This window comes from Comamonas guangdongensis (assembly GCF_041079535.1).
In the GTDB taxonomy this organism is placed as follows: domain Bacteria; phylum Pseudomonadota; class Gammaproteobacteria; order Burkholderiales; family Burkholderiaceae_C; genus Comamonas; species Comamonas guangdongensis.
This window is the reverse complement of the sequence record NZ_JBFYGN010000004.1, coordinates 79,239-103,851: the sequence shown is the minus strand read 5'-3', so window position 1 is coordinate 103,851 and position 24,613 is coordinate 79,239. Positions and strand designations below refer to the sequence as shown.

23 protein-coding genes are annotated in these 24,613 nt (G+C 65.7%); 17 read left to right on the top strand and 6 right to left on the bottom strand.

Annotated elements, in window-relative coordinates:
• The first annotated feature begins 25 nt into the window (after positions 1 to 25).
• The 3 genes from AB6724_RS04765 (at position 26) to AB6724_RS04755 (ending at position 1,903) form a co-directional block, all read left to right on the top strand.
• Positions 26 to 463: an acyl-CoA thioesterase gene (locus tag AB6724_RS04765; RefSeq protein ID WP_369337369.1), complete on the top strand. Its 438-nt coding sequence runs from the start codon at positions 26 to 28 to the stop codon at positions 461 to 463.
• Between the two features lie 197 nt (positions 464 to 660).
• Positions 661 to 1,053: a RidA family protein gene (locus AB6724_RS04760; RefSeq protein ID WP_369337368.1), complete on the top strand. Its 393-nt coding sequence runs from the start codon at positions 661 to 663 to the stop codon at positions 1,051 to 1,053.
• 256 nt (positions 1,054 to 1,309) lie between these two features.
• On the top strand, positions 1,310 to 1,903 hold the full coding sequence (locus tag AB6724_RS04755) for a GDSL-type esterase/lipase family protein (protein WP_369337367.1): 594 nt from the start codon (positions 1,310 to 1,312) through the stop codon (positions 1,901 to 1,903).
• A gap of 32 nt (positions 1,904 to 1,935) precedes the next feature.
• On the opposite strand, the gene AB6724_RS04750 is transcribed toward AB6724_RS04755, so the two are convergent.
• Genes AB6724_RS04750 through AB6724_RS04740 form a run of 3 tightly spaced genes read right to left on the bottom strand, consistent with a single transcriptional unit; the run spans position 1,936 to position 5,667 of the window.
• A complete protein-coding gene (locus AB6724_RS04750) occupies positions 1,936 to 3,126 on the bottom strand; it encodes a phospholipase A (RefSeq protein WP_439329827.1) in 1,191 nt (396 codons plus the stop codon).
• Between the two features lie 2 nt (positions 3,127 to 3,128).
• The gene (locus AB6724_RS04745; RefSeq protein ID WP_369337366.1) at positions 3,129 to 3,584 is read right to left on the bottom strand and encodes a hypothetical protein; all 456 of its coding nucleotides are present in this window, start codon (positions 3,582 to 3,584) and stop codon (positions 3,129 to 3,131) included.
• 10 nt (positions 3,585 to 3,594) lie between these two features.
• Positions 3,595 to 5,667, bottom strand: coding sequence for an ATP-dependent helicase (locus AB6724_RS04740; RefSeq protein ID WP_369337365.1), 2,073 nt, complete (start codon positions 5,665 to 5,667; stop codon positions 3,595 to 3,597).
• A 196-nt stretch (positions 5,668 to 5,863) separates the two neighbouring features.
• On the opposite strand from AB6724_RS04740, the gene AB6724_RS04735 reads away from it, so the two are divergent.
• A complete protein-coding gene (locus AB6724_RS04735; protein ID WP_369337364.1) occupies positions 5,864 to 6,814 on the top strand; it encodes an AEC family transporter in 951 nt (316 codons plus the stop codon).
• A 188-nt stretch (positions 6,815 to 7,002) separates the two neighbouring features.
• Here AB6724_RS04735 and AB6724_RS04730 read toward each other — a convergent pair whose 3' ends face one another.
• The 3 genes from AB6724_RS04730 to hemE all read right to left on the bottom strand — a co-directional run bounded on the left by AB6724_RS04730 (position 7,003) and on the right by hemE (position 12,238).
• Positions 7,003 to 8,124 carry an asparaginase gene (locus AB6724_RS04730; RefSeq protein WP_369337363.1) on the bottom strand — a complete coding sequence of 374 codons (1,122 nt, stop codon included), beginning with the start codon at positions 8,122 to 8,124 and terminating at the stop codon, positions 7,003 to 7,005.
• 196 nt (positions 8,125 to 8,320) lie between these two features.
• Positions 8,321 to 10,474: a replication restart helicase PriA gene (priA, locus tag AB6724_RS04725; protein ID WP_369337362.1), complete on the bottom strand. Its 2,154-nt coding sequence runs from the start codon at positions 10,472 to 10,474 to the stop codon at positions 8,321 to 8,323.
• Between the two features lie 654 nt (positions 10,475 to 11,128).
• The gene (gene hemE, locus AB6724_RS04720; protein ID WP_369337361.1) at positions 11,129 to 12,238 is read right to left on the bottom strand and encodes a uroporphyrinogen decarboxylase; all 1,110 of its coding nucleotides are present in this window, start codon (positions 12,236 to 12,238) and stop codon (positions 11,129 to 11,131) included.
• A gap of 196 nt (positions 12,239 to 12,434) precedes the next feature.
• Between hemE and AB6724_RS04715 the strand changes: the two genes are divergently transcribed.
• The 13 genes from AB6724_RS04715 (at position 12,435) to AB6724_RS04655 (ending at position 24,545) form a co-directional block, all read left to right on the top strand.
• Positions 12,435 to 13,235, top strand: coding sequence for an enoyl-CoA hydratase-related protein (locus AB6724_RS04715; RefSeq protein ID WP_369337360.1), 801 nt, complete (start codon positions 12,435 to 12,437; stop codon positions 13,233 to 13,235).
• A gap of 15 nt (positions 13,236 to 13,250) precedes the next feature.
• A complete protein-coding gene (gene paaI / locus AB6724_RS04710; protein ID WP_369337359.1) occupies positions 13,251 to 13,688 on the top strand; it encodes a hydroxyphenylacetyl-CoA thioesterase PaaI in 438 nt (145 codons plus the stop codon).
• A gap of 23 nt (positions 13,689 to 13,711) precedes the next feature.
• Positions 13,712 to 15,016: a phenylacetate--CoA ligase PaaK gene (paaK, locus tag AB6724_RS04705; protein ID WP_369337358.1), complete on the top strand. Its 1,305-nt coding sequence runs from the start codon at positions 13,712 to 13,714 to the stop codon at positions 15,014 to 15,016.
• 14 nt (positions 15,017 to 15,030) lie between these two features.
• Entirely contained in the window at positions 15,031 to 16,044 is a 1,014-nt protein-coding gene (paaA, locus tag AB6724_RS04700) for a 1,2-phenylacetyl-CoA epoxidase subunit PaaA (protein WP_369337357.1), read from the top strand.
• Positions 16,045 to 16,073: 29 nt separating this feature from the next.
• Positions 16,074 to 16,394, top strand: a complete 321-nt coding sequence (gene paaB, locus AB6724_RS04695; RefSeq protein ID WP_369337356.1) for a 1,2-phenylacetyl-CoA epoxidase subunit PaaB — start codon at positions 16,074 to 16,076, stop codon at positions 16,392 to 16,394.
• A gap of 7 nt (positions 16,395 to 16,401) precedes the next feature.
• A complete protein-coding gene (gene paaC, locus AB6724_RS04690; protein ID WP_369337355.1) occupies positions 16,402 to 17,169 on the top strand; it encodes a 1,2-phenylacetyl-CoA epoxidase subunit PaaC in 768 nt (255 codons plus the stop codon).
• Positions 17,169 to 17,708: a 1,2-phenylacetyl-CoA epoxidase subunit PaaD gene (gene paaD, locus AB6724_RS04685; protein ID WP_439329826.1), complete on the top strand. Its 540-nt coding sequence runs from the start codon at positions 17,169 to 17,171 to the stop codon at positions 17,706 to 17,708. The genes paaC and paaD overlap by 1 nt, the downstream gene beginning before the upstream one ends.
• A gap of 17 nt (positions 17,709 to 17,725) precedes the next feature.
• A complete protein-coding gene (gene paaE / locus AB6724_RS04680; protein WP_369337353.1) occupies positions 17,726 to 18,799 on the top strand; it encodes a 1,2-phenylacetyl-CoA epoxidase subunit PaaE in 1,074 nt (357 codons plus the stop codon).
• Between the two features lie 70 nt (positions 18,800 to 18,869).
• On the top strand, positions 18,870 to 19,505 hold the full coding sequence (locus AB6724_RS04675; RefSeq protein WP_369337352.1) for a TetR/AcrR family transcriptional regulator: 636 nt from the start codon (positions 18,870 to 18,872) through the stop codon (positions 19,503 to 19,505).
• Positions 19,506 to 19,646: 141 nt separating this feature from the next.
• A complete protein-coding gene (locus AB6724_RS04670; RefSeq protein ID WP_369337351.1) occupies positions 19,647 to 20,795 on the top strand; it encodes an ABC transporter substrate-binding protein in 1,149 nt (382 codons plus the stop codon).
• 92 nt (positions 20,796 to 20,887) lie between these two features.
• The gene (locus AB6724_RS04665; RefSeq protein WP_369337350.1) at positions 20,888 to 21,916 is read left to right on the top strand and encodes a branched-chain amino acid ABC transporter permease; all 1,029 of its coding nucleotides are present in this window, start codon (positions 20,888 to 20,890) and stop codon (positions 21,914 to 21,916) included.
• Positions 21,913 to 23,802 (top strand): branched-chain amino acid ABC transporter ATP-binding protein/permease, encoded by a 1,890-nt coding sequence (locus AB6724_RS04660; RefSeq protein ID WP_369337349.1) that lies wholly within the window; start codon positions 21,913 to 21,915, stop codon positions 23,800 to 23,802. Before AB6724_RS04665 ends, AB6724_RS04660 begins: the two co-directional genes overlap by 4 nt.
• On the top strand, positions 23,799 to 24,545 hold the full coding sequence (locus AB6724_RS04655) for an ABC transporter ATP-binding protein (RefSeq protein WP_369337348.1): 747 nt from the start codon (positions 23,799 to 23,801) through the stop codon (positions 24,543 to 24,545). The genes AB6724_RS04660 and AB6724_RS04655 overlap by 4 nt, the downstream gene beginning before the upstream one ends.
• Positions 24,546 to 24,613 lie beyond the last annotated feature (68 nt).

Sequence of the window (24,613 nt, the reverse complement as noted above, 5' to 3'; positions counted from 1 at the left end):
CGCTCCGTATGGAGGAACACATGTCATGAGTGAAAAGACCATCTGCTCCAGGCGCTTCGTGATCCGGGTGCCGATTCGTTTTGCGCACTGCGATCCCGCGGGCATTATTTTCTTCCCGCAGTATCTGGTGCTGTTCAACGCCCTGGTGGAGGACTGGTTCGACCAGGCCCTGCAACTGCCTTATGCGCACATGGTGCAGACCGAACGCATAGGCCTGCCCATAGTGCATCTGGAGTGCGACTTCCGCGCTATCACCCGCATGGGCGAGAACGTGGACTTCGGCCTGAGCGTGGCCAAGCTGGGCCATCGCTCGCTGACGCTGGCGGTGGATTGCCGCGGCGCGGACGGCGAGCTGCGCGTGGCCGCCACTAAGGCGCTGGTGTTCACCGACCTGCAAAGCCACAAGGCGATCGCCATACCCGTCCATATACGCGCCGCGATGGAGCGCTGGATGCATGAATGAACTCCCCCCTGAGCCGCTTCGCCTAGGCGGCCCCGCGGCTTCCCCCAAAGGGGACGACGCCCTCGGCTGGGCGCCCCCGCCGCGAGGCGGCGCGGCCGGCTTAGGCTCTTGCTCGGCGTCTCTGGCTTGGGTCAGGGGGCATTTATTTTTGTTGCCGGTTGCGCAAGTCCAAGTTTGGTTTTTAGAAAGGAATGACGATGCAAGTACTGCTGCCTTCGGGCTGGCCTCGCCCCAAGGGCTATGCCAACGGTGTGTCCGTCAGCGGCCGCCAGATCTATGTGGCCGGCATGATTGGCTGGGATGCGGACGGCAAGTTCCATACCGACGACCTGGCCGGCCAGGTGCGCCAGGCGCTGCAGAACATCGTGGAGGTGCTGCAGGCCGGCGGCGCCAGGCCCGAGCACATCGTGCGCATGACCTGGTACATCACCGACAAAAAAGAGTACCTGGCGCAGCAGGCCGAGATCGGCAAGGCCTATCGCGAGCTGATCGGCTCCTTCAGCGTGGCCATGACGGCCGTGCAGGTCGCGGCCCTGATCGAGGATCGCGCCAAGGTGGAGATCGAGGTCACGGCCGTGGTGCCCGACTGATTCATATCTGGTAATTACATAGCCGCTGGGCCTTGGCCGCAGTGGCTTTTTTCATGGCTGCGGTATTGCGGCTTTGCTGTTGTGACGCAAGAGGTGTTGTGGGCGGCAGGGGCTGGGCTATCCTCGCGGCCAGGGGGATCTGCCCCCGACGTTGCAACCCCATTTTTTGTGAGATGCCATGCAGCCGATATTTGATTCGTACCGTCGCCGTGTTCTTCAAGGCATTCGTGCCGCCGCCGTGATTGCGGGCAGTGGAATGTTGTTGAGTGCCTGCGGCAAAAAAGCACCGAAGGCGGCGGCCATTCCAGCAGGCGCCACGGTGCTGGCTCTGGGCGACTCTCTGACGCAAGGCGTTGGCGCCAGTGCCGACGCGGCCTACCCCAGCATGCTGGCCGAACGCACAGGCTGGAAGGTGGTAAATGCCGGAGTCTCGGGCGAGACTAGCAGCCAGATCGCGGCGCGCTTGTCCGGGCTGCTGGATGAACATCAGCCGTCTTTGGTGATCTTGTGCGCGGGTGGCAATGACTGGCTGCAGCGCAAGAGTGCGCAAGGCGTGCAGAGCGATATCAATCGCATGCTGCAGCTGTGCAAAAGCAAGGCCATCCCTGTGTTGCTAGTGGCGGTGCCCGAGCTGAGTCTGAGCGCAGCGCTGACCGGGCGCATGAAAGATCACGCCATCTACCAAACGCTGTCCAAGGACAACAAGGTAGCCCTGCTGGCCGAGGCCTGGAGCGAAGTGCTGAGTAATAGCGCGTTGCGCGCCGATCAGGTGCATGCCAATGCGGCAGGCTATGCACGCTTTACCGAGTTGCTGGCGGCACAGCTCAAGGCCTCAGGATTTTGGGCCTAAGCCATGTGCCGCCGGGGCAATCTGCTCTGCTCCTAGAAATCCAGCAGGCTGAAGCCCACGCTGAGCACCGTGCGCTTGTAGTTGTAGTCCACCAGGCTGTCGCCATAACCGCTGAACAGCTGGACATGCAGGCGTAGATTGCTCTTGCCGCCGTTCCAGCCCTCGCCCAGGGTGCGCAGCCATTCGATGCGGCCCGAACCCTTGCCCTGGCCCAGCGAGCCGCGGGCCGTGAAGCCCAGATAGTTCTGGTCGTTGACATTCCAGCCCAGCTTGACTTCGCCGCGGCCTATGTAGTCCTGGATATGCGGGTTGTCATCGTCGGGCGCGCTTTCCTCTATGCGCTTCCAGGCCTTGAGCTGCAGCTGCCAGCGGTTGCCGAGTTCGGCGCCCGTCATCAGATACCAGCGGTTCCAGCTGCGCGACAGCGGATTGCTCTGGCCGTTGGACTGGTGCACCAGGCCCACGCCCGAGTAGCGCCAGCGCCAGCCAAAGGGCAGTTGCGCGTCGGTGGGATAGACGTAGAACACCTCGGGCTCGTGGTCCGTGGTGCGGAAGGGGCGCGAGATGGCGCCGTTGAACAGCTGCCAGTAGGACTGCTGGGTATAGCCGAACCACAGCGAGTCCTTGCCGCCGGAGGTCGGCCCCGTCAACAGGCCCGAGGCCAGCTTGGTGCGCGCCGACAGCTGGATGCGCATCTCGTGCTTCTGGTAGCCCTCGGGCTCGGGCGAGCCGCGGCTGGGCGAGAAGGGCTGGGTGTCGACACGGCTGCCGAGCACGGCAGACACCGACATCGGCCGGTAGCCGCGGAAGCTGAAAGTGCCGCAGTCCGAGCCGGGCTCAAGTTCGTAGTAGCGCGAGATCTCGCTGTAGCGCGGGTCGCGGCAGCCGCCGTTGGTCGGTGTGACGGGCAGGGCCAGGCTGGTGTCGGCCGCGAGCACGGGCGCCGGCTCGGGCGCAGACTCGGGTGTTGGTGCGGGGTTGTTGCCGGCGCTTGCGGCATTGGCCTCGGGCAGGCTCCAGCTGGCGCCGGGCGGAGCCGTGAGCGGCTGCTGATGCTGGGCCCAGGCGTCGAAACAGGCCAGGCGCGCCGTGTTGTCGGTGGTGGCCGCGCACTGGCGCCAGGCCTCGGGGCTCAAGGTGTTCTGCGCCTGGGCGGGCGGCAGCCAGGTGCCGCAGGCCAGGGCGGCCAGCGCCATGGTGTTGAGGGGAAAAGGTCGGTTCATGCTCACCTGGGGGCGTATGGGGGCGTGCCTGGCTCGGAGCGTTTGCGCAGCACAAAGGGCTGGGACCGGGCTTCTTCGCCGGGCAGATAGTCGCCGCGTATCTCCCGGCCGCAGCTGGCGGCGACGACCTGGCCCAGCCAGGTCCCGGTGATGTGCACGCCGTCGGCGCTTTCCTCCAGCGTGACCGCGCCCTCGTTCACATCGCCGACCATGGGCAGGCGTGCGTCGCCGCGCAGGACATAGCCCTTGACCGTGCCCTGCCACTCGGGGTGCGGCCCGAGCTCCAGGCTCAGGCTGCCGGGCTGGCCTTCGATGCTGGCCGTCCAGTGGCCCTGCAGCTGGGCATCGCTCATGGTCCAGTCGGAAGGGCAGGTCGTGCCGTCCTGCGCCTGGGCGCTGCCCAGCAGCGCGATGCCCGCTCCACAAACAAGAGCGCGAAGCAATGAGGAGTAGTTCATGTGTCGGTGCTTAGGATGCGGCTGCGGCGCCCGGCTGTGCCTTGCGTGCGGCAAATTCCTCGCGCAGCTTGCGCAGCTTCTCGCGCGGGTCTTCCTTGGCGGTGGCCGCGTCCAGGCCCATTTCCTTGATGAAGCGGCTGGGCTGGCAGGCCACCATCTCGCGGCCTTTCTTGCGGCGCTTGGTCCAGCTCACGGCCAGCGTGCGCTGGGCGCGCGTGATGCCCACATACATCAGGCGGCGCTCTTCCTGCAGGCGGGCCGCGGTTTCGTCGCTGAGCTTCTGCTGGCGGCCGTCGTCGTCGTCGAGCTTGAAGGGCAGCATGCCCTCGGTCGCTCCGACCAGCATCACATGCGGCCACTCCAGGCCCTTGGAGGCGTGCAGCGTGGAGAGCACCACCATGTCCTGCTCCTGTTCGCGTTCGCTGATGGTGGAGAGCAGGGCGATGTTCTGCGAGACCTCGAGCAGGCTCTTGACCTCGGTCTGCGTGGTCGTTCCCGCCGCATCCTCGATCTTGCCGCCCGCGCGCTGGGACATCCAGTCGCAGAACTCCAGCACATTGCTCCAGCGCGCCGCGGCCACGGACTCGCTGTCCTCGCTGTCGTACAGATACTGCTCGTAGCCTATCTCCTTGAGCCAGTCGAGCAGAAAAGCGCGCGCGGCCTCGGCGCCCAGCGTGTGGCGGGCCTGGTATTCGAGGTCGTTGATATAGCGGCCGAACTCCAGCAGGCTCTCGAAGGCTTTGCGGGGCAGGGCCTCCTCGAGCATGGCATTGAACAGCGAGCCGAACATGGAGAGCTTGTGCGCACCCGAGAACTCGCCGAGCTTGCCCAGCGTGGTGTGGCCTATGCCGCGCTTGGGCGTGCCTATGGCGCGCAGAAACGCGGGGTCGTCGTCGTTGTTGATCCAGAGCCGGAACCAGGCGCAGAGGTCCTTGATCTCGGCGCGGTCGAAGAACGAGGTGCCGCCCGAGACCTTGTAGGGGATGTTGGCTTTGCGCAGCGCCTTCTCGAAGGGCTTGGCCTGATGGTTGGCACGGTACAGAATCGCCATGTCCTTCCAGGCCGGCTGCGGGTTCATGCTGGCGCGCAGGCCCTGGATGCGCGCCACGGCGCGCTCGGCCTCGTGCTCCTCGGTGTCGCAGTCCACGATGCGCACGGGCTCGCCCTCGCCGAGCTCCGAGAACAGGGTCTTGGGAAACAGCTTGGGGTTGGGGCCGATCACATTGTTGGCCGCGCGCAGGATGGCGCTGGTGGAGCGGTAGTTCTGCTCCAGCTTGATGATCTTGAGCTGCGGAAAATCGACGGGCAGCTTTTTCAGATTGTCCAGTGTGGCGCCGCGCCAGCCGTAGATGCTCTGGTCGTCGTCGCCCACGGCCGTGAAGTGGGCACGCTCGCCGACCAGCATTCTGAGCAGCTCGTACTGCGTGGCATTGGTGTCCTGGTACTCGTCCACCAGCACATGGCCGAGCAGGCGCTGCCATTTCTCGCGCACCTCGGCATGGCCGCGCAGCAAGCGCATGGGCATGCCGATGAGGTCGTCGAAGTCCACGCTCTGGTAGGCGGTCAGGCGCTCTTCATAGCGCTGCATGATCAGCGCGATGCTGCGCTCGTTGTCGTCCTGGGCCATGGCCAGGGCCTTGCGGCTGTCCCAGCCCTGGTTCTTCCAGTTGCTGATGGTCCACTGCCACTGGCGTGCCGTGGCCGCATCGGTGGTGCCGCCCGCGCAGTCCTTGAGGATGCCGGTCACATCGTCCTGGTCGAGGATGCTGAACTGGGGCTTGAGGCCCAGCACATGGCCGTCCTCGCGCACCATGCGCACGCCCAGGGCGTGAAAAGTGCAGACCAGCACGTCCTTGGCCTGGCGGCCTATGAGCCCGGCCGCGCGTTCGCGCATTTCGGCGGCGGCCTTGTTGGTAAAGGTGATGGCCGCAATGCGCCGCGGCGCGAGGCCAGTTTCGATCAGGCGCGCGATCTTGTGGGTGATCACGCGCGTCTTGCCCGAGCCCGCGCCAGCCAGCACAAGGCATGGACCTTCGGTGTAATGCACGGCTTGGAGCTGGGCGAGATTGAGACCTGCGGACATGAAACGGACGGCTGCGATAGGAGTTGGGGGAGCGGGAAGCATACCGCTTTGCCGCGATCGTGCCGGTGCAGGACTGTGACAACTGATGACGGGCGCGGGATTATCGGCAGGCCTTGCAGCGGGTCCTGCCCCGGGTGCAAGAAATTTCACGCGGGCGCCTGGCCTCGCCCGCAGGCAATGCGGTGAGAATCCGCCGGTGCTGTCCGTGCTTTTCATCACCTTTCCCTTCTTCGCGCTCGTGGCCTGCGGCTTTGTCGCGACCTGGCGCGGCGTTCTGCCCCAGGCGGCGATTCCGGGGCTCAATGCCTTCGTGCTGTATTTCGCGCTGCCCTGCATGCTGTTTCGCTTCGGTGCGCAGACGCCCATCGCCCAGCTGCTCGATGCCCAGGTGACGGCCGTCTATCTGCTGTGCGCCTGCGTGATGGTGGCCGCTACGGTGGTGCTGACGCGCCGGCGCCTGGGCTGGAGCGACGCGGCCTTCGGCGCCCTGGTCGCGACCTTTCCGAATACCGGCTTCATGGGCGTGCCCATGCTGGTGGCGCTGCTGGGCGCGCAGAGCGCGGGTCCGGTCATCGTGACCATGGCCATAGACATGGTGATCACCACCTCGGCCTGCATTGCGCTGTCGCGACTGGACGCGGCGGGTGCGCATGGCGCGGCCGTGGCGCTCAGAGGTGCTTTCAAGGGCATGGTGTCCAATCCCATGCCCTGGTCCATAGCGCTGGGCGGCCTGGCATCGGCTCTGGGCTGGTCCCTGCCCGGTCCGGTGGACAAGACCGTGGCCATGCTGGCCGCTGCAGCCTCGCCCGTGGCGCTGTTCACCATAGGTGCGGTGCTGGCGCGCTCGCAGATGAACAGCCACGAACGCGTGGCCGCGCGCGACTATGTGCCGATCGCTCTGGCCAAACTCCTGGTTCACCCGCTGCTGGTCTGGGCCGTGGGCAGCGCCGCCATGGCCCTGGGCTTGCCGCTGGGCCGCGAGGCCTTCGTCATCCTGGTGCTGCTGGCCGCGCTGCCCTCGGCCAGCAATGTCTCGCTGCTGACCGAACGCTTCGGTGCCCACAGCGGCCGCGTGGCCCGCATCATCCTGGTGAGCACAACCCTGGCCTTCCTGAGCTTCTCCGCCGCCGTGGCGCTGATGATCTGATCAAAAACAGAAGCGGCTTGCGCACACCCAGTATGCGCAAGCCGCTGTTTTGGTGGAAGCAATCTTTGTCGCATGCAGCGACTCTTTTGCGAGTGATGCCGAGCAAGAGCCGCCTCGCTGCGAAGGCATCGTCCCCCTCCCGCAAAGCGAGAGAGGGGGAAGGCGCGAAGCGCCTCAGGGGGTGTGGATCAATACTCCCAGAACATCCGCTGCAGCTCGGCCGTGTTGGCGCCCTTGGTCAGCGCCAGCATGGTCAGCAGGCGCGCTTTTTCGGGGCGCATATCGTGGGCCACCACCCAGTCGTACTTGTCGTCGGGCTGCTCGGCATTGCGCAGCACAAAGCCATAGGGCACGCGCGAGGAGCGCACGATGATCACGCCCTTGGCGCGCGCATCCTGCAGCGGCTTGACCATGCGGTCGGCCACCGAGCCATTGCCCGTGCCCGCATGGACGATGGCCTTGGCGCCGCTGCTGACCAGCGCATTCACGGCCGTGGGCTGGACATTGCCATAGGCATAGACGATGTCCACCTGGGGCAGCTTGTCGATGTTGTCGATATTGAACTCGGAGTTCATGGTGTGGCGCTTGACGGGCGCACGGAACCAGTAGTTCTTGCCTTCAACCACCATGCCCAGCGGGCCCCACTGGCTGTGGAAGGCGCTGGTCTGGATGTTGATGTCCTTGTTCACATCGCGGGCGGTGTTGATCTCGTCGTTCATGGTGACGAACACGCCCTTGCCCCTGGCGTCCTTGGAGCCGGCCACGCTCACGGCATTGAGCAGGTTCAGCGCGCCGTCGGCCGACAGGGCCGTGCCGGGGCGCATGCTGCCGACCACGGCGATGGGCTTGTCGGTATGCACCGTCAGGCTCAGGAAGTAGGCGGTTTCGGCCAGCGTGTCCGTGCCGTGGGTGATGACGATGCCGTCCACATCGGGCTGCTTGGCCAGCTGCGAGACGCGCTTGGCCAGGGTCAGCAGATTGTCGTTGGTGAAGCTTTCGGAGGCGATCTGGAACACTTGTTCGCCACGCACATTGGCCACATTGGCCAGCTCGGGCAGGCCGGCCAGCAGCTTGTCCACGGGCACCTTGGCCGCCGTATAGGTGGCGCTGTTGACGGTGGAGGCGCCGGCGCCTGCAATCGTGCCGCCGGTGGCCAAGACCACCACATTGGGCTTGGCTACCTGAGCCTTGGCAGCTTGCATGGCGGCAGGCGATGCATCCTGAGCCAGGGCTGCGCCGGGGGAGGACAGAACGCCCAGGACGGCGATGGTGGCGGCCAGCAGTGTCTGGCGGAAGGCTTGCTTTTGCATGAAGTAGTGCTCCGTGATTGAAAGAACCGGCCTCTTGTGGAGCCGATCTTCACACGATGCAATACTCATGCCGGGCTGCACATTCGCGCAAATCCCGATGGATTCGGCCGGGCGCTGGTGCTTGTACCGGATTTGATAGCGTGAAGCGCTAAAGAATAAAGGGCTGCAGCGCAAAAAGCCTTGAGGCCAGGCGCTCTCAGATGCTCAGCGGGTCCACATCCACCAGCCAGCGCACCAGGGCCTTGTGCTCGGGCCGGGCACGCAGCCAGTGCAGGTATTGCTGCCAGGCATTCAGAAAGCGCAGCAGCGCGCTGCGGTTGCCGGCCTCCAGCAGCATCTGGGCGCGCTCCACATTGGCCACGCGTTGCACCGCCATGGGGATGGGCGGATAGATGAAGACCTCGTCGAGATAGGGCAGGCCCGCATCGCGCGCCACCTGCGTGGCCGCGGCCAGAAAGCCCTGGGCCGCCTCCTGCGAGCGCGCATCGGCGCGGACTATGGCCTGGAAGGCATAGGGCGGCATGCCCGCGTCCAGGCGCTCCTGTAGCTGCCGCCTGGCAAACGCCGGATAGTCATGTTTGCGCAGTGCCGTGTAGACGGCGTTTTGCGGTTCGTGGGTCTGGATCCACATCTCCGGGTGGCTGCCCTGGGCCTGCACATATTGCGCGTCGCGCCCGGCCCGGCCCGCTGCCTGCATCAGCAGGCAGAACAAGCGCTCGGGTGCGCGGTAGTCGCTGGAGTACAGCGCGCTGTCGGGCTGGACGGCGGCCACCAGCGTGATGCGCCGGAAATCATGGCCCTTGGCCACCATCTGCGTGCCGACCAGCACGTCCACGTCGCCCGCATGGACCTGGGCCAGCTGTTCCGCCAGGCTGCCCTTGGCCTTTGTGGTGTCGGCATCGATGCGCGCCACGCGGGCCGGATCGCCGTCGGGGCGCTGCACATTGCGCAGCAGCCGCTCCAGCTCTTCCTGCAACTGCTCCGTGCCCTTGCCCAGCGGCAGTATGTCGGGGTTGCCGCAGCCGGGGCAGACAAACGGCACGCGCTGGGTAAAGCCGCAGTGGTGGCAGCGCAGAGTGCGGTCGCCCTTGTGGAACACCTGGTGGGCGCTGCAATGCGGGCAGTCGCTTTTCCAGTTGCAGTCGGCGCAGAACAGCACGGGCGCAAAGCCGCGGCGGTTGAGCAGGATCAGGCTTTGTTCGCCGCGCCGCACGCGCTCGGTGATGGCCTCGATCAGCGGCGGCGAGAACACGGCCCGGCGCGGCTGCTGGCTCATGTCGACCAGCCGCACCCGGGGCAGGCTGGCGGACCCGATACGGCTGGGCATGGCCAGCCGCAGATAGCGGCCCACCTCGGGGTCGCTCGCATGCCAGCTTTCCAGCGAAGGCGTGGCGCTGCCCAGAATGACTTTGGACCCGCTGTCGCGGGCACGCCAGATGGCCAGATCGCGTGCCGAATAGCGTGCGCCCTCCTGCTGCTTGTAGCTGGCGTCGTGCTCCTCGTCGACCACGATCAGCGCCAGCTGCTGCAGGCTCGCAAAAATCGCCATGCGCGTGCCCAGCACGATGCGCGCGCGGCCCGTATGCGCGGCCAGCCAGCTTTTGAGCCGCTGCGGATGGGTCATGCCGCTGTGCATGCTGACCACGGCATCCTGGCCGTACTGGGGCACGAAGCGGGCGATGAAGCGCTGCTCGAGCTGGGGCGTGAGATTGATCTCGGGCACCATGACCAGGGCCTGAGCCTCGGGGTTGGCGTCCAGCACGGCCTGCACGGCGCGCAGATAGACCTCGGTCTTGCCGCTGCCCGTGCTGCCGTAGAGCAGAAAAGGTCCGGGGTTCTGCTCAATCTGCGTGAATACCGCAGCCTGCTCGGCGCTCAGTGCCAGCAAAGGAGTATCTGGAGGAGGGGGCGTATCGATTGCGGCTTTCTCGATGCCTTCCTCGGTCTTGGCTTTCCGGCTTTTGCCGCTCTTGGCGGCCTTGGGCGGGGCCAGGCGTCGCGCCAGCTGCTCGGGCGTCATATCGCGCAGCTGCGGCGGCAGAGCCGTCACCGCGATCTCTCCCAGGCTGCGCTGGTAATAGTGGGCGGCAAAGCTCACCAGCCGCCGCCAGCCCAGGCTCAGAGGCTCTATGCCTCGCAGCACGGCGGCGATGCCGCGCAGCTCCACTCCGTCGGGAATGGCATCGGGCGTGGCAGGTGCCTCCCAGACCACGCCCAGCAGCTCCCGCTTGCCCAGGGGGACGCGGACCAGGGTGCCGGGCGGCAGCGCCTCGTCGCAGCTGTAGCTGAGCAATTCGCCCACAGCGCTGTGGGCCGGCGTCTGGACGGCAACGTGAACGATATGAGGCATGGAGGGTCGGGGCGGCGTCTGTTCCGGCGCCTGCTGCGCCGGTTTCCATCAGAGCTATAGCAGATTTTGACGCCAGCCAAGGCTTTGCTGCTTGTGGATAACTTTGTGGGGAAAAGTGCGGGCAGAAAGCCTGTCAAATGCACTGCAGCACGGATATGAATCTGGAGGTAAACCGTTGTGGAATGAAAAATATAAATAGAACAATAACTTATGAGCGAATGCGAGTGATGGCTAGGCCGCCTTCGAGGCGGTTGTTACCCAGGGTCTGCTTTCCCGCATCTGTGCATAAATCAGGCTGCGGCCCACTGTCAAGCGCGAAGCTCCCTAGACCTAAAAGCCTGCAAATGCTTTTGTCTAGGCCACAAATCTACAAAAAAGTAGCGCTAATGGCTGAAGCCTGCATGCTTTGCCTGCGTTGCAGAACTCCACATGTGGATAACTTGGGATTTGCGCTGCAGCCGGGGGCTGGAAATAAAAAAATCCTGAAATCCCGTTTCCCTGGGAAATTCTGAAATTTACAAATAAATTTATAAAAATCAATGGGTTATGAAGTTTCATGCGGCCTGTCGGGGCATGAATGTCGCTCAATAACCTTTTAATTTTGAGGGGTGATGGGGCCAAGTGCCGGTTCGGGCACTTGGCGCCGCCCGCAGTTCAGCCGCGCTGCTGACGCGAGTAGCTGTGCACGGTCTCGACCAGCGCCGCCACATGCTCGGGCGGAGTGAACTGGCTGATGCCATGGCCGAGGTTGAAGATATGCGTAGGGCCGGTGCTGCTCTTGTCCGTGTGGGGCTTGCCAAAGCTGTCGAGCACGGCGCGCGCCTGGGCCGCCACCTGATCGGGTGGGGCAAACAGCACATTGGGGTCGATATTGCCCTGCAGCGCCTTGCCGGGGCCGCCGACCTTTCCGCCGACCATGGCACGTGCCTGGCTCAGGTTGGCGGTCCAGTCCAGACCCAGGACCTCGCAGTCCAGCGTGTTCATGTCGGCCAGCCAGATGCCGCCGCCCTTGGTGAAGACTATGCGCGGCACGTCCTGGCCGTCCACGCCGGTGCGCTTGAGCTGGGCCAGCACGCGCTTGGTATAGGCCAGGCTGAACTGCTGGAACATGCCGTCGGCCAGCACGCCGCCCCAGCTGTCGAAAATCATCACGGCCTGGGCGCCCGCGTCGATCTGGGCATTCAGATAAAGCGCCACGCTGTCGGCATTCACTTCCAGAATGCGGTGCATCAGGTCGGGGCGCGCATACATCAGGCTCTTGACCAGACGGTAGTCGTCGCTGCCGCCGCCCTCGACCATATAGCAGGCCAGGGTCCAGGGGCTGCCCGAGAAGCCGATCAGCGGCACGCGGCCATTGAGCGCGCGGCGGATGCTGGTGACGGCATCGAACACATAGCGCAGCTTGTCCATATCGGGCACGGCCAGCTCGGCCACGGCCGCTTCGTCACGCACCACCTTGGCGAACTTCGGTCCCTCGCCCTGGGCGAAGGACAGGCCCAGGCCCATGGCGTCGGGCACGGTGAGGATGTCGGAGAACAGGATGGCCGCGTCCAGCGGAAAGCGCTCCAGCGGCTGCAGCGTGACCTCGGTGGCGTAGTCCACGTTGGTGGCCAGGCCCATGAAGCTGCCGGCCTTGGCGCGCGTGTCGCGGTACTCGGGCAGATAACGGCCCGCCTGGCGCATCAGCCACAGCGGCGTGTAGTCGGTAGCCTGGCGACGGCAGGCGCGCAGGAAGGTGTCATTGGTCAGGGGGGCGAAACTCATGTACCGATTGTCGCCCACTCCGGTGCCGGCGGCTGCAGCAATCCCGAGCAGCTGTCCACACCTCTGTGCATGTATGGGCGGCCAGGGTTACGGGTTTGCTCTGATTTGATGCAGATCAGAGCGGGAATACTATTTCCCGACCGTTCGGTAGATTTTGTTTGATCTGCCGCAAGCCAACCCTGTCACAGGAGTGAGCATGTCGGAGTCCCTCGTTCTGCTTGGGCAGCATGGTGCGGTGCGCACCTTGACGCTGAACCGTCCCAAAGCACTCAACAGCCTGACGCAGGCCATGCATGTCGAACTGCTGGCGGCCTTGCAGCAGGCCGCGGCCGATCCCGGCGTGCGCTGCGTGGTCCTGACCGGGGCCGGACGCGGGTTCTGCGCGGGCCAGGATCTGGCGGATGAGGGCGCGGCGCCTGCGGCAGCGGGCCAGCCGCCCACGGATCTGAGCCTGCTGATAGAACGCTGCTACAAGCCGCTGTGCGAGCAGCTGCGTGCCATGCCCATGCCCGTCGTCGCCGCCGTCAACGGCGTGGCCGCGGGGGCGGGCGCGAATATCGCCCTGGGCTGCGATCTGGTCGTGGCGACCGAATCGGCGAGCTTTATCCAGGCCTTCACCAAGATCGGATTGCTGCCCGACAGCGGCGGCACCTGGCTGCTGCCGCGCCTGGTGGGACGGCAGCGCGCGCTGGGCCTGGCCTTGCTGGGCGACAAGCTGTCCGCTGCCGAGGCCCAGGCCATGGGGCTGATCTGGCGCTGCCTGCCCGATGCGGATTTTGAGCTCGCGGTGGCGGAGACGGCGGCCAGGCTGGCCGCCATGCCGACCAAGGCCTTGGTCGCCACGCGCCAGGCCGTCGATGCGGCCCAGCATCTGAGCTTTGGCGAGTCGCTGGCGCTGGAAGCTCGCGAACAGAAGGCACTGGGCTCGGCCCACGACTATCTGGAAGGTGTCTCGGCCTTCATGGCCAAGCGTGCACCGGCGTTCACCGATCGTTGAAAGCGAGCCCAGGCCATGACTCCACAGCAAACCGCGGAACTGGTGCGCGACGGCATGTTTGCCCGCGACCGCGCCGCTCAGGCGCTGAATATGCGCATCACCCATATCGCGCCCGGCGAGGCGACGATTGAGATGCCGGTGCGCGACGACATGCTCAACGGCTTCGATACCTGCCACGGCGGCTTTATCACCGCCCTGGGCGACACGGCGTTTGCCTATGCCTGCAACACGCGCAACGAGATGACGGTGGCTTCGGGTCTGTCGGTGGATTTCGTGGCCCCGGGGCGGCCCGGCGACATGCTGGTGGCCGAGGCGCGCGAGCAGTCGCAGGCGGGCCGCACCGGCGTGTACGACGTGACGATACGCAACCGCCAGGGACAGCTGATCGCCATATTCCGCGGCCGGTCCTACTCGATGAAGGGCAAGCCCAGCGTGCCCGTCAGGCCCGCCTGAGGCGCAAGACACGGAGGCCAAACATGGATGCACGCCATCACCAGAGCTGCGCGCTCGACGCCATAGAAACCGCGAGCCGCGATGAAATCGAAGCCCTGCAGCTGCAGCGCCTGCGCTGGACGCTGCAGCATGCCTATGACAGGGTGCCGCACTACCGCCAGGCTTTCGATGCCAGGGGCGTGAGCCCCGCGGATCTCAAGACTCTGGCGGACATTGCCAAGTTTCCGTTCACGACCAAGAAGGATCTGCGCGACAACTACCCGTTCGGCATGTTTGCCGTGCCGCGCCAGCAGGTCGCGCGCATCCATGCCTCCAGCGGCACCACGGGCAAGCCCACGGTGGTCGGCTATACCAAGCGGGACATCGATGTCTGGGCGGAGCTGGTGGCGCGCTCCATCCGCGCTGCCGGCGGCCGCGCCGGGGACCTGATCCATGTGGCCTACGGCTACGGCCTGTTCACCGGCGGCCTGGGGGCCCACTACGGCGCCGAGCGCGCCGGCTGCACCGTGATCCCCATGTCCGGCGGGCAGACCGAAAAACAGGTGCAGCTGATCGCCGACTTCAAGCCCGACATCATCATGGTCACGCCCTCGTACATGCAGGTGATCATCGAGGAGATGCGGCGCCAGGGGCTGGATCCGGCCCGGAGTTCGCTGCGCACCGGGATCTTCGGCGCCGAACCCTGGACCGAGGCCATGCGCCAGGAGCTGGAAACCAAGGGCGGCCTGGATGCCGTCGATATCTACGGCCTGTCGGAAGTCATGGGGCCGGGCGTGGCCAGCGAGTGCGTGGAGACCAAGGACGGGCCGGTGATCTGGGAAGACCATTTCTATGCCGAGATCATCGACCCCGACACCGGCGCTGTGCTGCCCGAAGGCAGCGAGGGCGAACTGGTGTTCACCTCTCTGTCGAAAGAGGCCATGCCCATCATCCGCTACCGCACGCGGGATCTGACGCGGCTGCTGCCGCCCACGGCGCGGTCGTTTCGCCGCATGGGCAAGATCGTGGGCCGCTCGGACGACATGCTCATCATCCGCGGCGTCAACGTCTTTCCCACGCAGATCGAGGAGATCGTGCTGCAAAGCCCGCAGCTTTCGGGCCAGTATCAGATCGTGGTCACGCGCGACGGCAATCTGGACCGGGTGGCGGTGCGCTGCGAGCTGCAGCCCGGCGGTGGCGGCGAAAAGCAGCAGCTGGCCGACTGGGTGCAGCAGCGCATCAAGACCATGATAGGCATCAGCACGGCGGTGGAGGTGCTGAACTCCGATTCCATAGAGCGCACCCTGGTCGGCAAAGCCCGCCGCGTGATCGACAAGCGTCCCCGTTGAAGGAGGTTCGACCCATGTACACCCAAGCCATGGATCTGATGGCCAAGGAAGGCAAAAGCGAGGCTCCGCTGCTGCGCAGCGCCGAGGAGATCGCACTGCAGCAGCGCTTCGATGCGCGCATCGACGCGGGCGAGTTCATGGAGGCCAAGGACTGGCTGCCCGAGAACTACCGCAAGACCTTGCTGCGCCAGATCAGCCAGCATGCGCATTCGGAGATCGTCGGCATGCTGCCCGAGGGCAACTGGATCACGCGTGCGCCCACGCTCAAGCGCAAGGCCATTTTGCTGGCCAAGGTGCAGGACGAGGGCGGCCACGGCCTGTATCTGTATGCGGCGGCGGAAACCCTGGGCAGCAGCCGGGACCAGATGCTGGAGGCGCTGCACAGCGGCAAGGCCAAGTACAGCTCCATCTTCAACTATCCCACGCTCAGCTGGGCGGATGTGGGCGTGATCGGCTGGCTGGTGGACGGCGCGGCCATCATGAACCAGGTGCCGATCTGCCGCTGTTCCTACGCCCCCTATGCGCGCGCCATGGTCCGCATCTGCCGCGAGGAGAGTTTCCATCAGCGCCAGGGCTTCGACAGCCTGCTGGTGATGATGCAGCGGGGCACACCGGCGCAGCAGGACATGGTGCAGGATGCGGTGAACCGCTGGTGGTGGCCGACCCTGATGATGTTCGGCCCGCCCGACGACCAGTCGCCCAACTCCGCGCAGTCCATGCGCTGGGGCATCAAGCGCATCAGCAACGACGAGCTGCGCCAGAAATTCGTCGACGCGGCGGTGGAGCAGGCCAAGGTGCTGGGCGTGAGCCTGCCCGACCCCGAGCTGCGCTGGAACGAGGCGCGCCAGCACTACGACTTTGGCGCCATCGACTGGAGCGAGTTCTGGCGCGTGGTGGGCGGCGACGGCCCCTGCAACCGCGAACGCCTGAGCGCGCGCGTCAAGGCCTGGGAGGACGGCGCCTGGGTCCGCGATGCGGCCCTGGCCCATGCAGCCAGGCAGACCGAGCGTGCGCGCCGGCAAGCCTGAATATCAATGTCCGAATTGTGGAGTCCGTCATGAGCACAGCTTCCGAAACCACGGCCGGCAGCGGCCCTCAACACGAATGGCCGCTGTGGGAGGTTTTCATCCGCAGCAAGGCCGGCCTGGATCACAAGCACTGCGGCAGCCTGCACGCGGCCGATGCGGCCATGGCCATACAGATGGCGCGCGATGTGTACACGCGCCGGCAGGAGGGCACGAGCATCTGGGTCGTCAGGTCCGAGCAGATCGTGGCCAGCGACCCCGGCGACAAGGACATGTTCTTCGACCCGGCGCAGGACAAGGTGTACCGCCATCCTTCGTTCTACCAGCTGCCCCAGGCCGTCAACCACATGTGAGGGCGCCATGCAACACAGCATCACCTTGCCCCAGGATCCGGCCCAGCAGTATCTGCTGCGCATAGGCGATACCTGCCTGATCCTCGCCCAGCGCATCGCCGAGTGGAGCGGCCATGCGCCCGTACTCGAGGAAGACATCGCGCTGTCCAATATGGCGCTGGATCTGATCGGCCAGGCCCGCGCCGTGCTGACCCTGGCCGGCAAGCCGTCCGGCCATGACGAAGACCAGCTGGCTTTTCTGCGCGAGGAGCGCCACTACTACAACCCCACGCTGGTCGAGCTGCCGCGTGGCGATTTCGCATTCACCGTGCTGCGCAACACCCTGGTTGCCACCTTTCTGAGCCTGCTGTGGCGCGAGTTGCTGCAGTCCCGCAATGCCGAGCTGGCGGCGATTGCGGGCCAGGCCTTGAAGGAGGCACGCTACCACCAGGAGCATGCGGCCGACTGGGTGGTGCGCCTGGGCGATGGCACTCAGGAATCCCACCGGCGCGCCCAGGCCGCGGTGGATGCGCTGTGGCACTACACGCCCGAGCTGTTCAGCAGCGACACCGTGGACCTGCATGCCGAGCAAACCGGCCTGGGGCCGCGCTGGGAGAGCCTGCAGCCATCCTGGCTGGCCGAGATGCAATCCGTGCTGGAGGCCGCAAACCTGCGGCTGCCCCAGGACTCGGCCTTTGTGAGCAGCGGCAAGCGCGGCGTGCACAGCGAACATCTGGGCTATATGCTGGCCGAGATGCAGCATCTGCAGCGCGCCTATCCGGGTGGAGCCTGGTGATGAAGGCCGCCGCCATGGCAGAGTCGGCCCGTGTGGCCCATGCCTGGGCCGTGCTTGCACAGATTCCGGACCCGGAAGTGCCTGCGGTGAGCCTCTGCGATCTGGGCATGGTGCGCTCGGTGGCAGAGAGCGGCGAAGGGCTGGAAATCGCCATTACGCCCACCTATTCCGGCTGCCCGGCGACCGAAGCGATAGAGCAGAGCGTGGTGGAAGGGTTGCAGCGTGCCGGCCTGGGGCCGGTGCGGGTGCGGCTGCAGCGCGCACCGGCCTGGAGCACGGACTGGATCACGCCCGCAGGCCGGGACAAGCTGCGTGCCTACGGCATTGCCCCCCCCGGTGCCGTGCGGCCGCACGAGCCCGTGACCCTGCGCTTTGTGCCGCGTGCGCAGTACCGGCCGCGTACGGATGAAGCCGTGCCCTGCCCGCGCTGCGGCAGCGCGCAGACCGAGCGGCTGTCCGCCTATGGCTCGACGGCCTGCAAGGCCCTGTACCGCTGCGTGAGCTGCCACGAGCCTTTCGAATACTTCAAACCGATCTAGGTCAGCGAAAGACGCCCATGAGTACCTTGTTTTACCCCTTGACGGTGCGCTCCGTGCAGCCCGATACGGCCGAGGCGGCGATTGTGTGCTTTGAGCTGCCCGCGGACCTGCGCGAGCGCTTCGCGTTCATCCAGGGCCAGTACCTGACCCTGCGCGCCGAGATCGATGGCCAGGACCTGCGCCGCTCGTACTCGATCTGCGCGGGCGTGGACGACGACGAGCTGCGCGTGGGCGTGCGCCGCGTGGCCGGAGGGGTGTTCTCCAACTGGGTCAACACCAGCCTCAAGGCCGGCGACCAGATCCAGGTGATGCCGCCGCAGGGCCGGTTTTTCGTGCCCATCGAGGCCGAGGCCAGGCGCCACTATCTCGGCATTGCCGGAGGCAGCGGCATCACGCCGATTCTGTCGATCATGAAGTCCGTGCTGGCACGCGAGCCCGGCAGCCGCTTCACGCTGATCTACGGCAATCGCAGCCTGCAGTCGAGCATGTTCAAGGAGGAGCTCGAAGACCTCAAGAACCGCTATCTGACGCGTCTGGTGCTGCACCATGTGTTCTCGGCCGAAGACACCGATGCGCCGCTCAATATGGGCCTGATGAACCGCGCCAAGATCGCGGAGTTTCTGGCCTCGGTGGTGCCGCCCGCCGGGATCGACGAAGCCTTTGTCTGCGGCCCCTACCAGATGAACGACGAGGCCGAGGCCGCGCTGCAGGACGCAGGGCTGGCGGCCGAGCATATCCATATCGAGCGCTTCGGGGTGCTGCCTGCCGCCTCTGCGGTGCTGGCGGCGCAGCGCTCCCACGACGCGCAGGCGGCGCAGATCACCTTGATCCGCGACGGGTTGAAGCGCAGCTTTCCGTTCCAGGCCCGGCATGACAGCCTGCTGCAGGCTGCGGAGGCCGCGGGGCTGGAGCTGCCGTTCTCCTGTACCTCGGGCGTGTGCGGAACCTGCCGCGCCAAATGCCTGGGCGGGGAGGTGCGCATGGAGCGCAATTTCGCGCTCAATGCCTCCGAGGTCGCGCAGGGCTTTGTGCTGACCTGCCAGTGCCGCCCCGTCAGCGCTTCGGTTACGCTATCGTTTGATGAGCGTTAACCACATGAATCGAAAGCACGGCAAGCGGATATGAGTATTCAACAGGCGGATGCCGTTCGGGGGTGGGAGCATGGCTAGGGGGCGTGCGGCCGGCTACGACGAGCAGCGTGAACAGATCCTGCAACAGGCGGCAGCGCTGTTTGCCAGCCAGGGCTATGCCGCGACCAGCATGAACGAGGTGGCCCAGGCCTGCGGCCTGTCCAAGCCTGCCATCTACCACTATTTCCGCGACAAATATGCGCTGCTGCTGGAGATCTGCGACGCGCATCTGACGCGTCTCCAGGCACTCGAGAGCGAGGTCAGGGCCGAGTCCCAGCTGTCCGCCGAGCAGCGCCTGCGCGGCCTGATTCAGCGCTTTGTGCGCGAATATGCGCAGGCGACCAGCGCGCACCGCGTGCTGACGGAAAGCGTGCGCCATCTGCAGGCCGACGACAGGCAGCGGGTGCTGGACAAGGAGCGCGCCCTGGTCGCGGGCTTCAGCGAGACTCTGCTGCAAATCCGCCCCGACCTGGACCAGGCCGGGCTTTCCAAGGCCTTGACCATGCTGTTGTTTGGCATGATGAACTGGATGTTCACCTGGCTGCGTTCCGGCGGAGCCCTCGACCATGAGGACATGGCGCCCGTGGTGGCGGACCTGTTTATGGGTGGCATCGGGGCCGTAAAAACCCCGATCACCAAGTCTGAAAAAGGGCTGGTCAAAAACTAGTTACCAAGATAAATTGTGGTGCTCTACGGCGCCAAATGCGACCAGCGGCAAACAGAGCGGCCATCCTCTTGCGGACAGGCCGCCGTCCACTGGTGTGGCGGTTGTGATTTCTGTGCAGGAAAACTTCAATAGGAGACAAGCATGAAGCGCTTCGCAAAACTGGGTCTGGTGGCCGCGGCTCTGGCCGCCGTCTGGGGTACCGCCATGGCGGACATCACCGTGGGGGTCGTGGTTTCGGCGACGGGGCCGGCCGCCTCGCTGGGCATTCCGGAAAAGAACACCGTGGCCCTGATGCCCCAGACCATGGGCGGCCAGAAGGTCAACTATGTGATTCTGGACGACGCCTCCGACACCACCGCCGCCGTCTCCAACACCCGCAAGCTGATCAGCGAAAACAAGGCCGACATCATCATCGGCTCCAGCACCACGCCCAACTCGCTGGCCATGATCGATGTGGTGTCCGAGAACAAGACGCCCATGATCACGCTGGGCGCTTCGGCCAAGATCATCGAGCCCATGGACGACAAGAAGAAGTGGGTCTTCAAGGTGCCGCAGAACGACAGCATGATGGCCGGCGCCATCGCCGAGCACATGGCCAAGAGCGGGGTCAAGACCGTGGGCTTCATCGGCTTCAACGATGCCTACGGCGAAGGCTGGCTGCAGGAATTCAAGAAGGCCGCAGAGGCCAAGGGCATCAAGCTGGTGGCCACCGAGGCTTTCTCGCGCACCGATACCTCGGTGACGGGCCAGGCGCTCAAGATCATGGGCGCCAAACCCGATGCCGTGCTGGTGGCCGGCTCGGGCACGCCGGCGGCCCTGCCGGAAAAGACCCTCAAGGAGCGCGGCTACAAGGGCCGCTACTACCAGACGCACGGCGTGGCCAACGCCGACTTCCTGCGCGTGGGTGGCAAGGATGTGGAGGGCACGCTGCTGCCCGCGGGCCCGGTGCTGGTGGCGCATCAGCTGTCCGACTCCCATCCCGTGAAGAAGACGGCCGTGGCCTATGTGGACTCCTATGAGACCAAGTACGGCAAGGGCAGCGCCGCCACCTTCGGTGGTCACACCTGGGATGCCGGCCGCGTGCTGGAGGCCGCTGTGCCCGAGGCGCTGAAGAAGGGTCAGCCCGGCACGGCCGAGTTCCGCGCAGCACTGCGCGAGGCGCTGGAGAAGACCAAGGGCGTTGCCGGCGCGCACGGCGTATTCACCATGGCGCCCACGGACCACCTGGGCATCCAGCACGGCGTGGTGATGGTCAAGATTGAAAACGGCACCTGGAAATACCAGCCCTGAGCCCGTCACGCCCATAGCGCCTTCCTCCCGCCTGGGGCCTTAGTGCTTACAGGCCGGGCGGGGCGCGGGCGGCTTTAGCGAAAGTCTCAATCATGGATCTGCAGATCGCCTTGCTGCTAGGGCAGGACGGCATTGTCAACGGCGCCATCTATGGGCTGCTGGCGGTGGCTTTGGTGCTCGTTTTCTCCGTTACCCGCGTCATCTTCATTCCGCAGGGAGAGTTTGTGTCCTTCGGGGCCCTGACACTGGCCATGATGCAGACCGGCCGTGTGCCTTCCACGCTCTGGCTGCTGCTGGCCGTGGCCGCCATCGTGCTGGTGCTGGACGTGATCCGCTACCGCTCGGGGCGCGAGGTCAGCTGGCAGGCCTCGCTGTTCTGGACCGTCGCGGCTCCGGGCCTGGCCTTTGCGCTGGCCTATGGTCTGCGTCCCTCGTCGCTGCTGCTGCAGGCCGTGACCACGCTGGCCATCATCACGCCCATGGGGCCGCTGATGTATCGTTTGATCTACAGGCCGCTGGCCAATGCCACGGTGCTCAGCCTGCTCATTGTTTCCGTGGCCATGCACGGCGTGCTGGTGGGGCTGGGCCTGGTTTTCTTCGGAGCCGAAGGATCGCGCACACCGGCATTTTCGGAAGCCTCGTTCCAGCTGGGCGAGATCCCTGTTTCCGGCCAGGCCCTGGTCGTGGTGGGCGTGGCCATTCTGCTGGTGTTCGCGCTGTTTGCCTTCTTTGGCCGCTCCATGGTGGGCAAGGCCTTGCGCGCCACGGCCATCAATCGCGTTGGCGCACGCCTCATGGGCATTCCCACGGGGCTGGCCGGCGACGTGAGCTTTGCACTCGCGGCCCTGATCGGCGCCATCTCGGGCCTGTTGATTGCGCCCATCACCACCGTCTACTACGACACCGGCTTTCTGATCGGCCTCAAGGGCTTTGTGGCGGCGATCGTGGGCGGACTGGCCAGCTATCCGCTGGCGCTGGCGGGAGCCGTCCTGGTGGGCCTGCTCGAGGCGTTTTCCTCGTTCTGGGCCAGTGCCTACAAGGAGGTGCTGGTCTTTACCCTGATCATCCCGGTGTTGTGGTGGCGCTCGCGTAACAGCCACCATGTGGAGGAAGAAGAATGAGTTCGCCCGTGTCTTCTCGGCCCGCATCCCTGGCGGCGGCGCAGCCGGTGCGCCAGGGCCTGGTCAGCGCACGCCTGCTGACGGTGATCGCGCTGGCATTGCTGGCCGCGGTCTGGAGCTTTCTGCCCGACTTCACGGTGGTGGTGCTGTGCTACATAGGCCTCTATTCCATGGTGGCCCTGGGGCTGGTGATGCTGACAGGCGTGGGCGGCATGACCTCGTTTGGCCAGGCCGCTTTCGTGGGTGTTGGCGCCTATGCCACGGCCTGGGTCTGCACCTCGCCCCTGGCCGCCAGCGCGCTGGGCGGTCTGCTGGGAACGCAGGCCCTGCCCTGGCTGGGCCTGCTGCTGGGCTTTGTCATCACCTTTGCCGTGGCCTGGGTGCTGGGCTCGGTGACGGTGAAGCTGCAGGGCCACTATCTGCCGCTGTGCACCATCGCCTGGGGCCTGAGCCTGTACTACCTGTTCGGCAATATGGAGTTCCTGGGCGGCCAGACCGGGCTGACCGGCATCCCGGCCATCAAGATCGCGGGCCTGGATCTGTCTTCGTCGCGCACCATAGGTGTGGTGATCTGGGCCGTGATGCTGCAGGCCATGTGGCTGCTGCACAACCTGCTCGATTCGCGCGAGGGCCGTGCCATACGCTCGCTCAAGGGCGGGCAGATCATGGCCGAATCCATGGGCGTGAACACCGCGCGCTACCGCATCAAGCTGTTCGTGCTGGCGGCCCTGCTGGCCACGCTGTCGGGCTGGCTGTATGCGCATATGCAGCGTTTCGTGAGCCCGGCGCCGTTCAATCTGAACATCGGCATCGAATACCTGTTCATGGCCGTGGTGGGTGGCGCCGGCCACCTCTGGGGCGCCGTGCTGGGTGCGGCCATCATCACCTTGCTCAAGGAAAAGCTGCAGGACATCCTGCCCGCGCTGCTGGGCAGCAACGGCAACTTCGAGACCATCGTCTTCGGCCTGCTGATGGTGCTGGTGCTGCAGCGTTTTGCCGAAGGGCTCTGGCCCACGCTGCAGCGGCTGACGGCCGGGCTGATCCACCGGCCCGAAAACAAGCTGCGCGCCGAACCCAGGCCGCTGGACCGGCGTGTCCTGCCGGCCGCAGGCACGGTGCTTCTGCAAGCCGAGCATGTGATCAAGCGCTTTGGCGGACTGGTGGCCAACAACAATGTGTCCATGAGCCTCAAGGCCGGCGAGGTGCATGCGCTGATCGGCCCCAATGGCGCGGGCAAGAGCACCTTCTTCAACATGATTTCGGGCGTGGATTCGCCCACCGAGGGCGAGGTCCAGCTCATGGGCCAGGTCATGGGCGATGCGCCTTCGCGCCGGTTTGCGGCGCTGGGCCTGGGTCGTACCTTCCAGCATGTGCGCCTGCTCGGTCAGCGCTCGGTGCTGGAGAACGTGGCTCTGGGCGCGCACCGGCGCGCCCACAAGGGCTGGATCGCCTCCATGCTGCGTCTGGACCGGCATGAGGAAGCGGCGCTGCTGGCCGAGGCCCGCAAGCAGATCGAGCGCTGCGGCCTGGGTGCCTACGCCGACCTGCCTGCGGCTTCGCTGGCGCTGGGGCAGCAGCGCATCGTGGAAATCGCGCGCGCCCTGGCCGGCCAGCCCGCGGCCCTGCTGCTGGACGAGCCGGCCGCGGGTCTGCGCCACCTGGAGAAGCAGGCGCTGGCCGACCTGCTGCGCCAGCTGCGCGCCGAAGGCCTGGGAATTCTGGTCGTGGAGCACGATATGGAGTTTGTGATGAATCTGGCGGACCGCATCACGGTGCTGGAGTTCGGCTGCGTGATCGCCACGGGCAAGCCCGCCGAGATACAGGTGAACCAGCGCGTGCTGGATGCCTATCTGGGCGGTGGCGACGACGAGGAGGCCGCAGCATGAGCGAGCAGAAATTGCTGGAGCTGCGCGGCCTCTGCGTCTCCTACGGCCCCGTGGAGGCCGTGCACCAGGTCGACCTGGAGGTGCGCTGCGGCGAGATCGTGACCGTGATCGGCCCCAACGGCGCGGGCAAGACCACGCTGCTGTCCGCGGCCATGGGTTTGCTGGCCTCCAGGGGCGAGATCGCCCTCGACGGCCAGCGCATTGCCCGGCCTTCGGTGGAGGCCATGGTGGCGCATGGCGTGGCCCTGGTGCCCGAAAAGCGCGAGCTGTTCGGCGAGATGTCGGTGGAAGACAATCTGCTGCTCGGCGGTTTTTCGCTGTGGCGCAAGGGCCAGCGCGACCAGGGCGCACGCATGGAAGAGGTCTTCGCCATCTTCCCGCGCCTCAAGGAGCGCCGGGCGCAGCTGGCTTCCACGCTTTCGGGCGGCGAGCGGCAGATGCTGGCCATAGGCCGCGCGCTCATGGCCAGGCCGCGCCTGCTGATGCTGGACGAGCCTTCTCTGGGCCTGGCGCCGCTGATCGTCAAGGAGGTGCTGCAGGTGGTGGCCAGCCTGCGCAACCATGGGGTCTCGGTGCTGCTGGTGGAGCAGAACGCGCGCGCGGCGCTCAAGGTGGCCGACCGCGCCTATGTGCTGGAGATGGGGGCCGTGGCGCTCACGGGCCAGGCCCGGGATTTGCTGGGCGACCAGCGCATCATCGAAACCTATCTGGGCATGGGCAACAAGGCGGCCGAAACCGTCTGAGCTGCCGCTCTCGTGCTTGAAACGCAGCCTTGGGGCTGCGTTTTTTGTTGCCCCATGTCATGCAAGCG

Bases quoted from the DNA above. Each gene is read 5' to 3' on its own strand.
- AB6724_RS04665 (WP_369337350.1), top strand. From the start codon at position 20,888: ATGGATCTGCAGATCGCCTTGCTGCTAGGGCAGGACGGCATTGTCAAC.
- AB6724_RS04715 (WP_369337360.1), top strand. From the start codon at position 12,435: ATGTCGGAGTCCCTCGTTCTGCTTGGGCAGCATGGTGCGGTGCGCACC.
- AB6724_RS04760 (WP_369337368.1), top strand. From the start codon at position 661: ATGCAAGTACTGCTGCCTTCGGGCTGGCCTCGCCCCAAGGGCTATGCC.
- AB6724_RS04765 (WP_369337369.1), top strand. From the start codon at position 26: ATGAGTGAAAAGACCATCTGCTCCAGGCGCTTCGTGATCCGGGTGCCG.
- hemE (WP_369337361.1), bottom strand. From the start codon at position 12,238: ATGAGTTTCGCCCCCCTGACCAATGACACCTTCCTGCGCGCCTGCCGT.
- paaA (WP_369337357.1), top strand. From the start codon at position 15,031: ATGTACACCCAAGCCATGGATCTGATGGCCAAGGAAGGCAAAAGCGAG.
- AB6724_RS04745 (WP_369337366.1), bottom strand. From the start codon at position 3,584: ATGAACTACTCCTCATTGCTTCGCGCTCTTGTTTGTGGAGCGGGCATC.
- paaD (WP_439329826.1), top strand. From the start codon at position 17,169: ATGAAGGCCGCCGCCATGGCAGAGTCGGCCCGTGTGGCCCATGCCTGG.
- paaB (WP_369337356.1), top strand. From the start codon at position 16,074: ATGAGCACAGCTTCCGAAACCACGGCCGGCAGCGGCCCTCAACACGAA.
- AB6724_RS04740 (WP_369337365.1), bottom strand. From the start codon at position 5,667: ATGTCCGCAGGTCTCAATCTCGCCCAGCTCCAAGCCGTGCATTACACC.
- AB6724_RS04655 (WP_369337348.1), top strand. From the start codon at position 23,799: ATGAGCGAGCAGAAATTGCTGGAGCTGCGCGGCCTCTGCGTCTCCTAC.
- AB6724_RS04750 (WP_439329827.1), bottom strand. From the start codon at position 3,126: ATGAACCGACCTTTTCCCCTCAACACCATGGCGCTGGCCGCCCTGGCC.
- priA (WP_369337362.1), bottom strand. From the start codon at position 10,474: ATGCCTCATATCGTTCACGTTGCCGTCCAGACGCCGGCCCACAGCGCT.
- paaK (WP_369337358.1), top strand. From the start codon at position 13,712: ATGGATGCACGCCATCACCAGAGCTGCGCGCTCGACGCCATAGAAACC.
- AB6724_RS04660 (WP_369337349.1), top strand. From the start codon at position 21,913: ATGAGTTCGCCCGTGTCTTCTCGGCCCGCATCCCTGGCGGCGGCGCAG.
- paaI (WP_369337359.1), top strand. From the start codon at position 13,251: ATGACTCCACAGCAAACCGCGGAACTGGTGCGCGACGGCATGTTTGCC.
- AB6724_RS04730 (WP_369337363.1), bottom strand. From the start codon at position 8,124: ATGCAAAAGCAAGCCTTCCGCCAGACACTGCTGGCCGCCACCATCGCC.
- paaE (WP_369337353.1), top strand. From the start codon at position 17,726: ATGAGTACCTTGTTTTACCCCTTGACGGTGCGCTCCGTGCAGCCCGAT.
- AB6724_RS04675 (WP_369337352.1), top strand. From the start codon at position 18,870: ATGGCTAGGGGGCGTGCGGCCGGCTACGACGAGCAGCGTGAACAGATC.
- paaC (WP_369337355.1), top strand. From the start codon at position 16,402: ATGCAACACAGCATCACCTTGCCCCAGGATCCGGCCCAGCAGTATCTG.
- AB6724_RS04670 (WP_369337351.1), top strand. From the start codon at position 19,647: ATGAAGCGCTTCGCAAAACTGGGTCTGGTGGCCGCGGCTCTGGCCGCC.
- AB6724_RS04755 (WP_369337367.1), top strand. From the start codon at position 1,310: ATGTTGTTGAGTGCCTGCGGCAAAAAAGCACCGAAGGCGGCGGCCATT.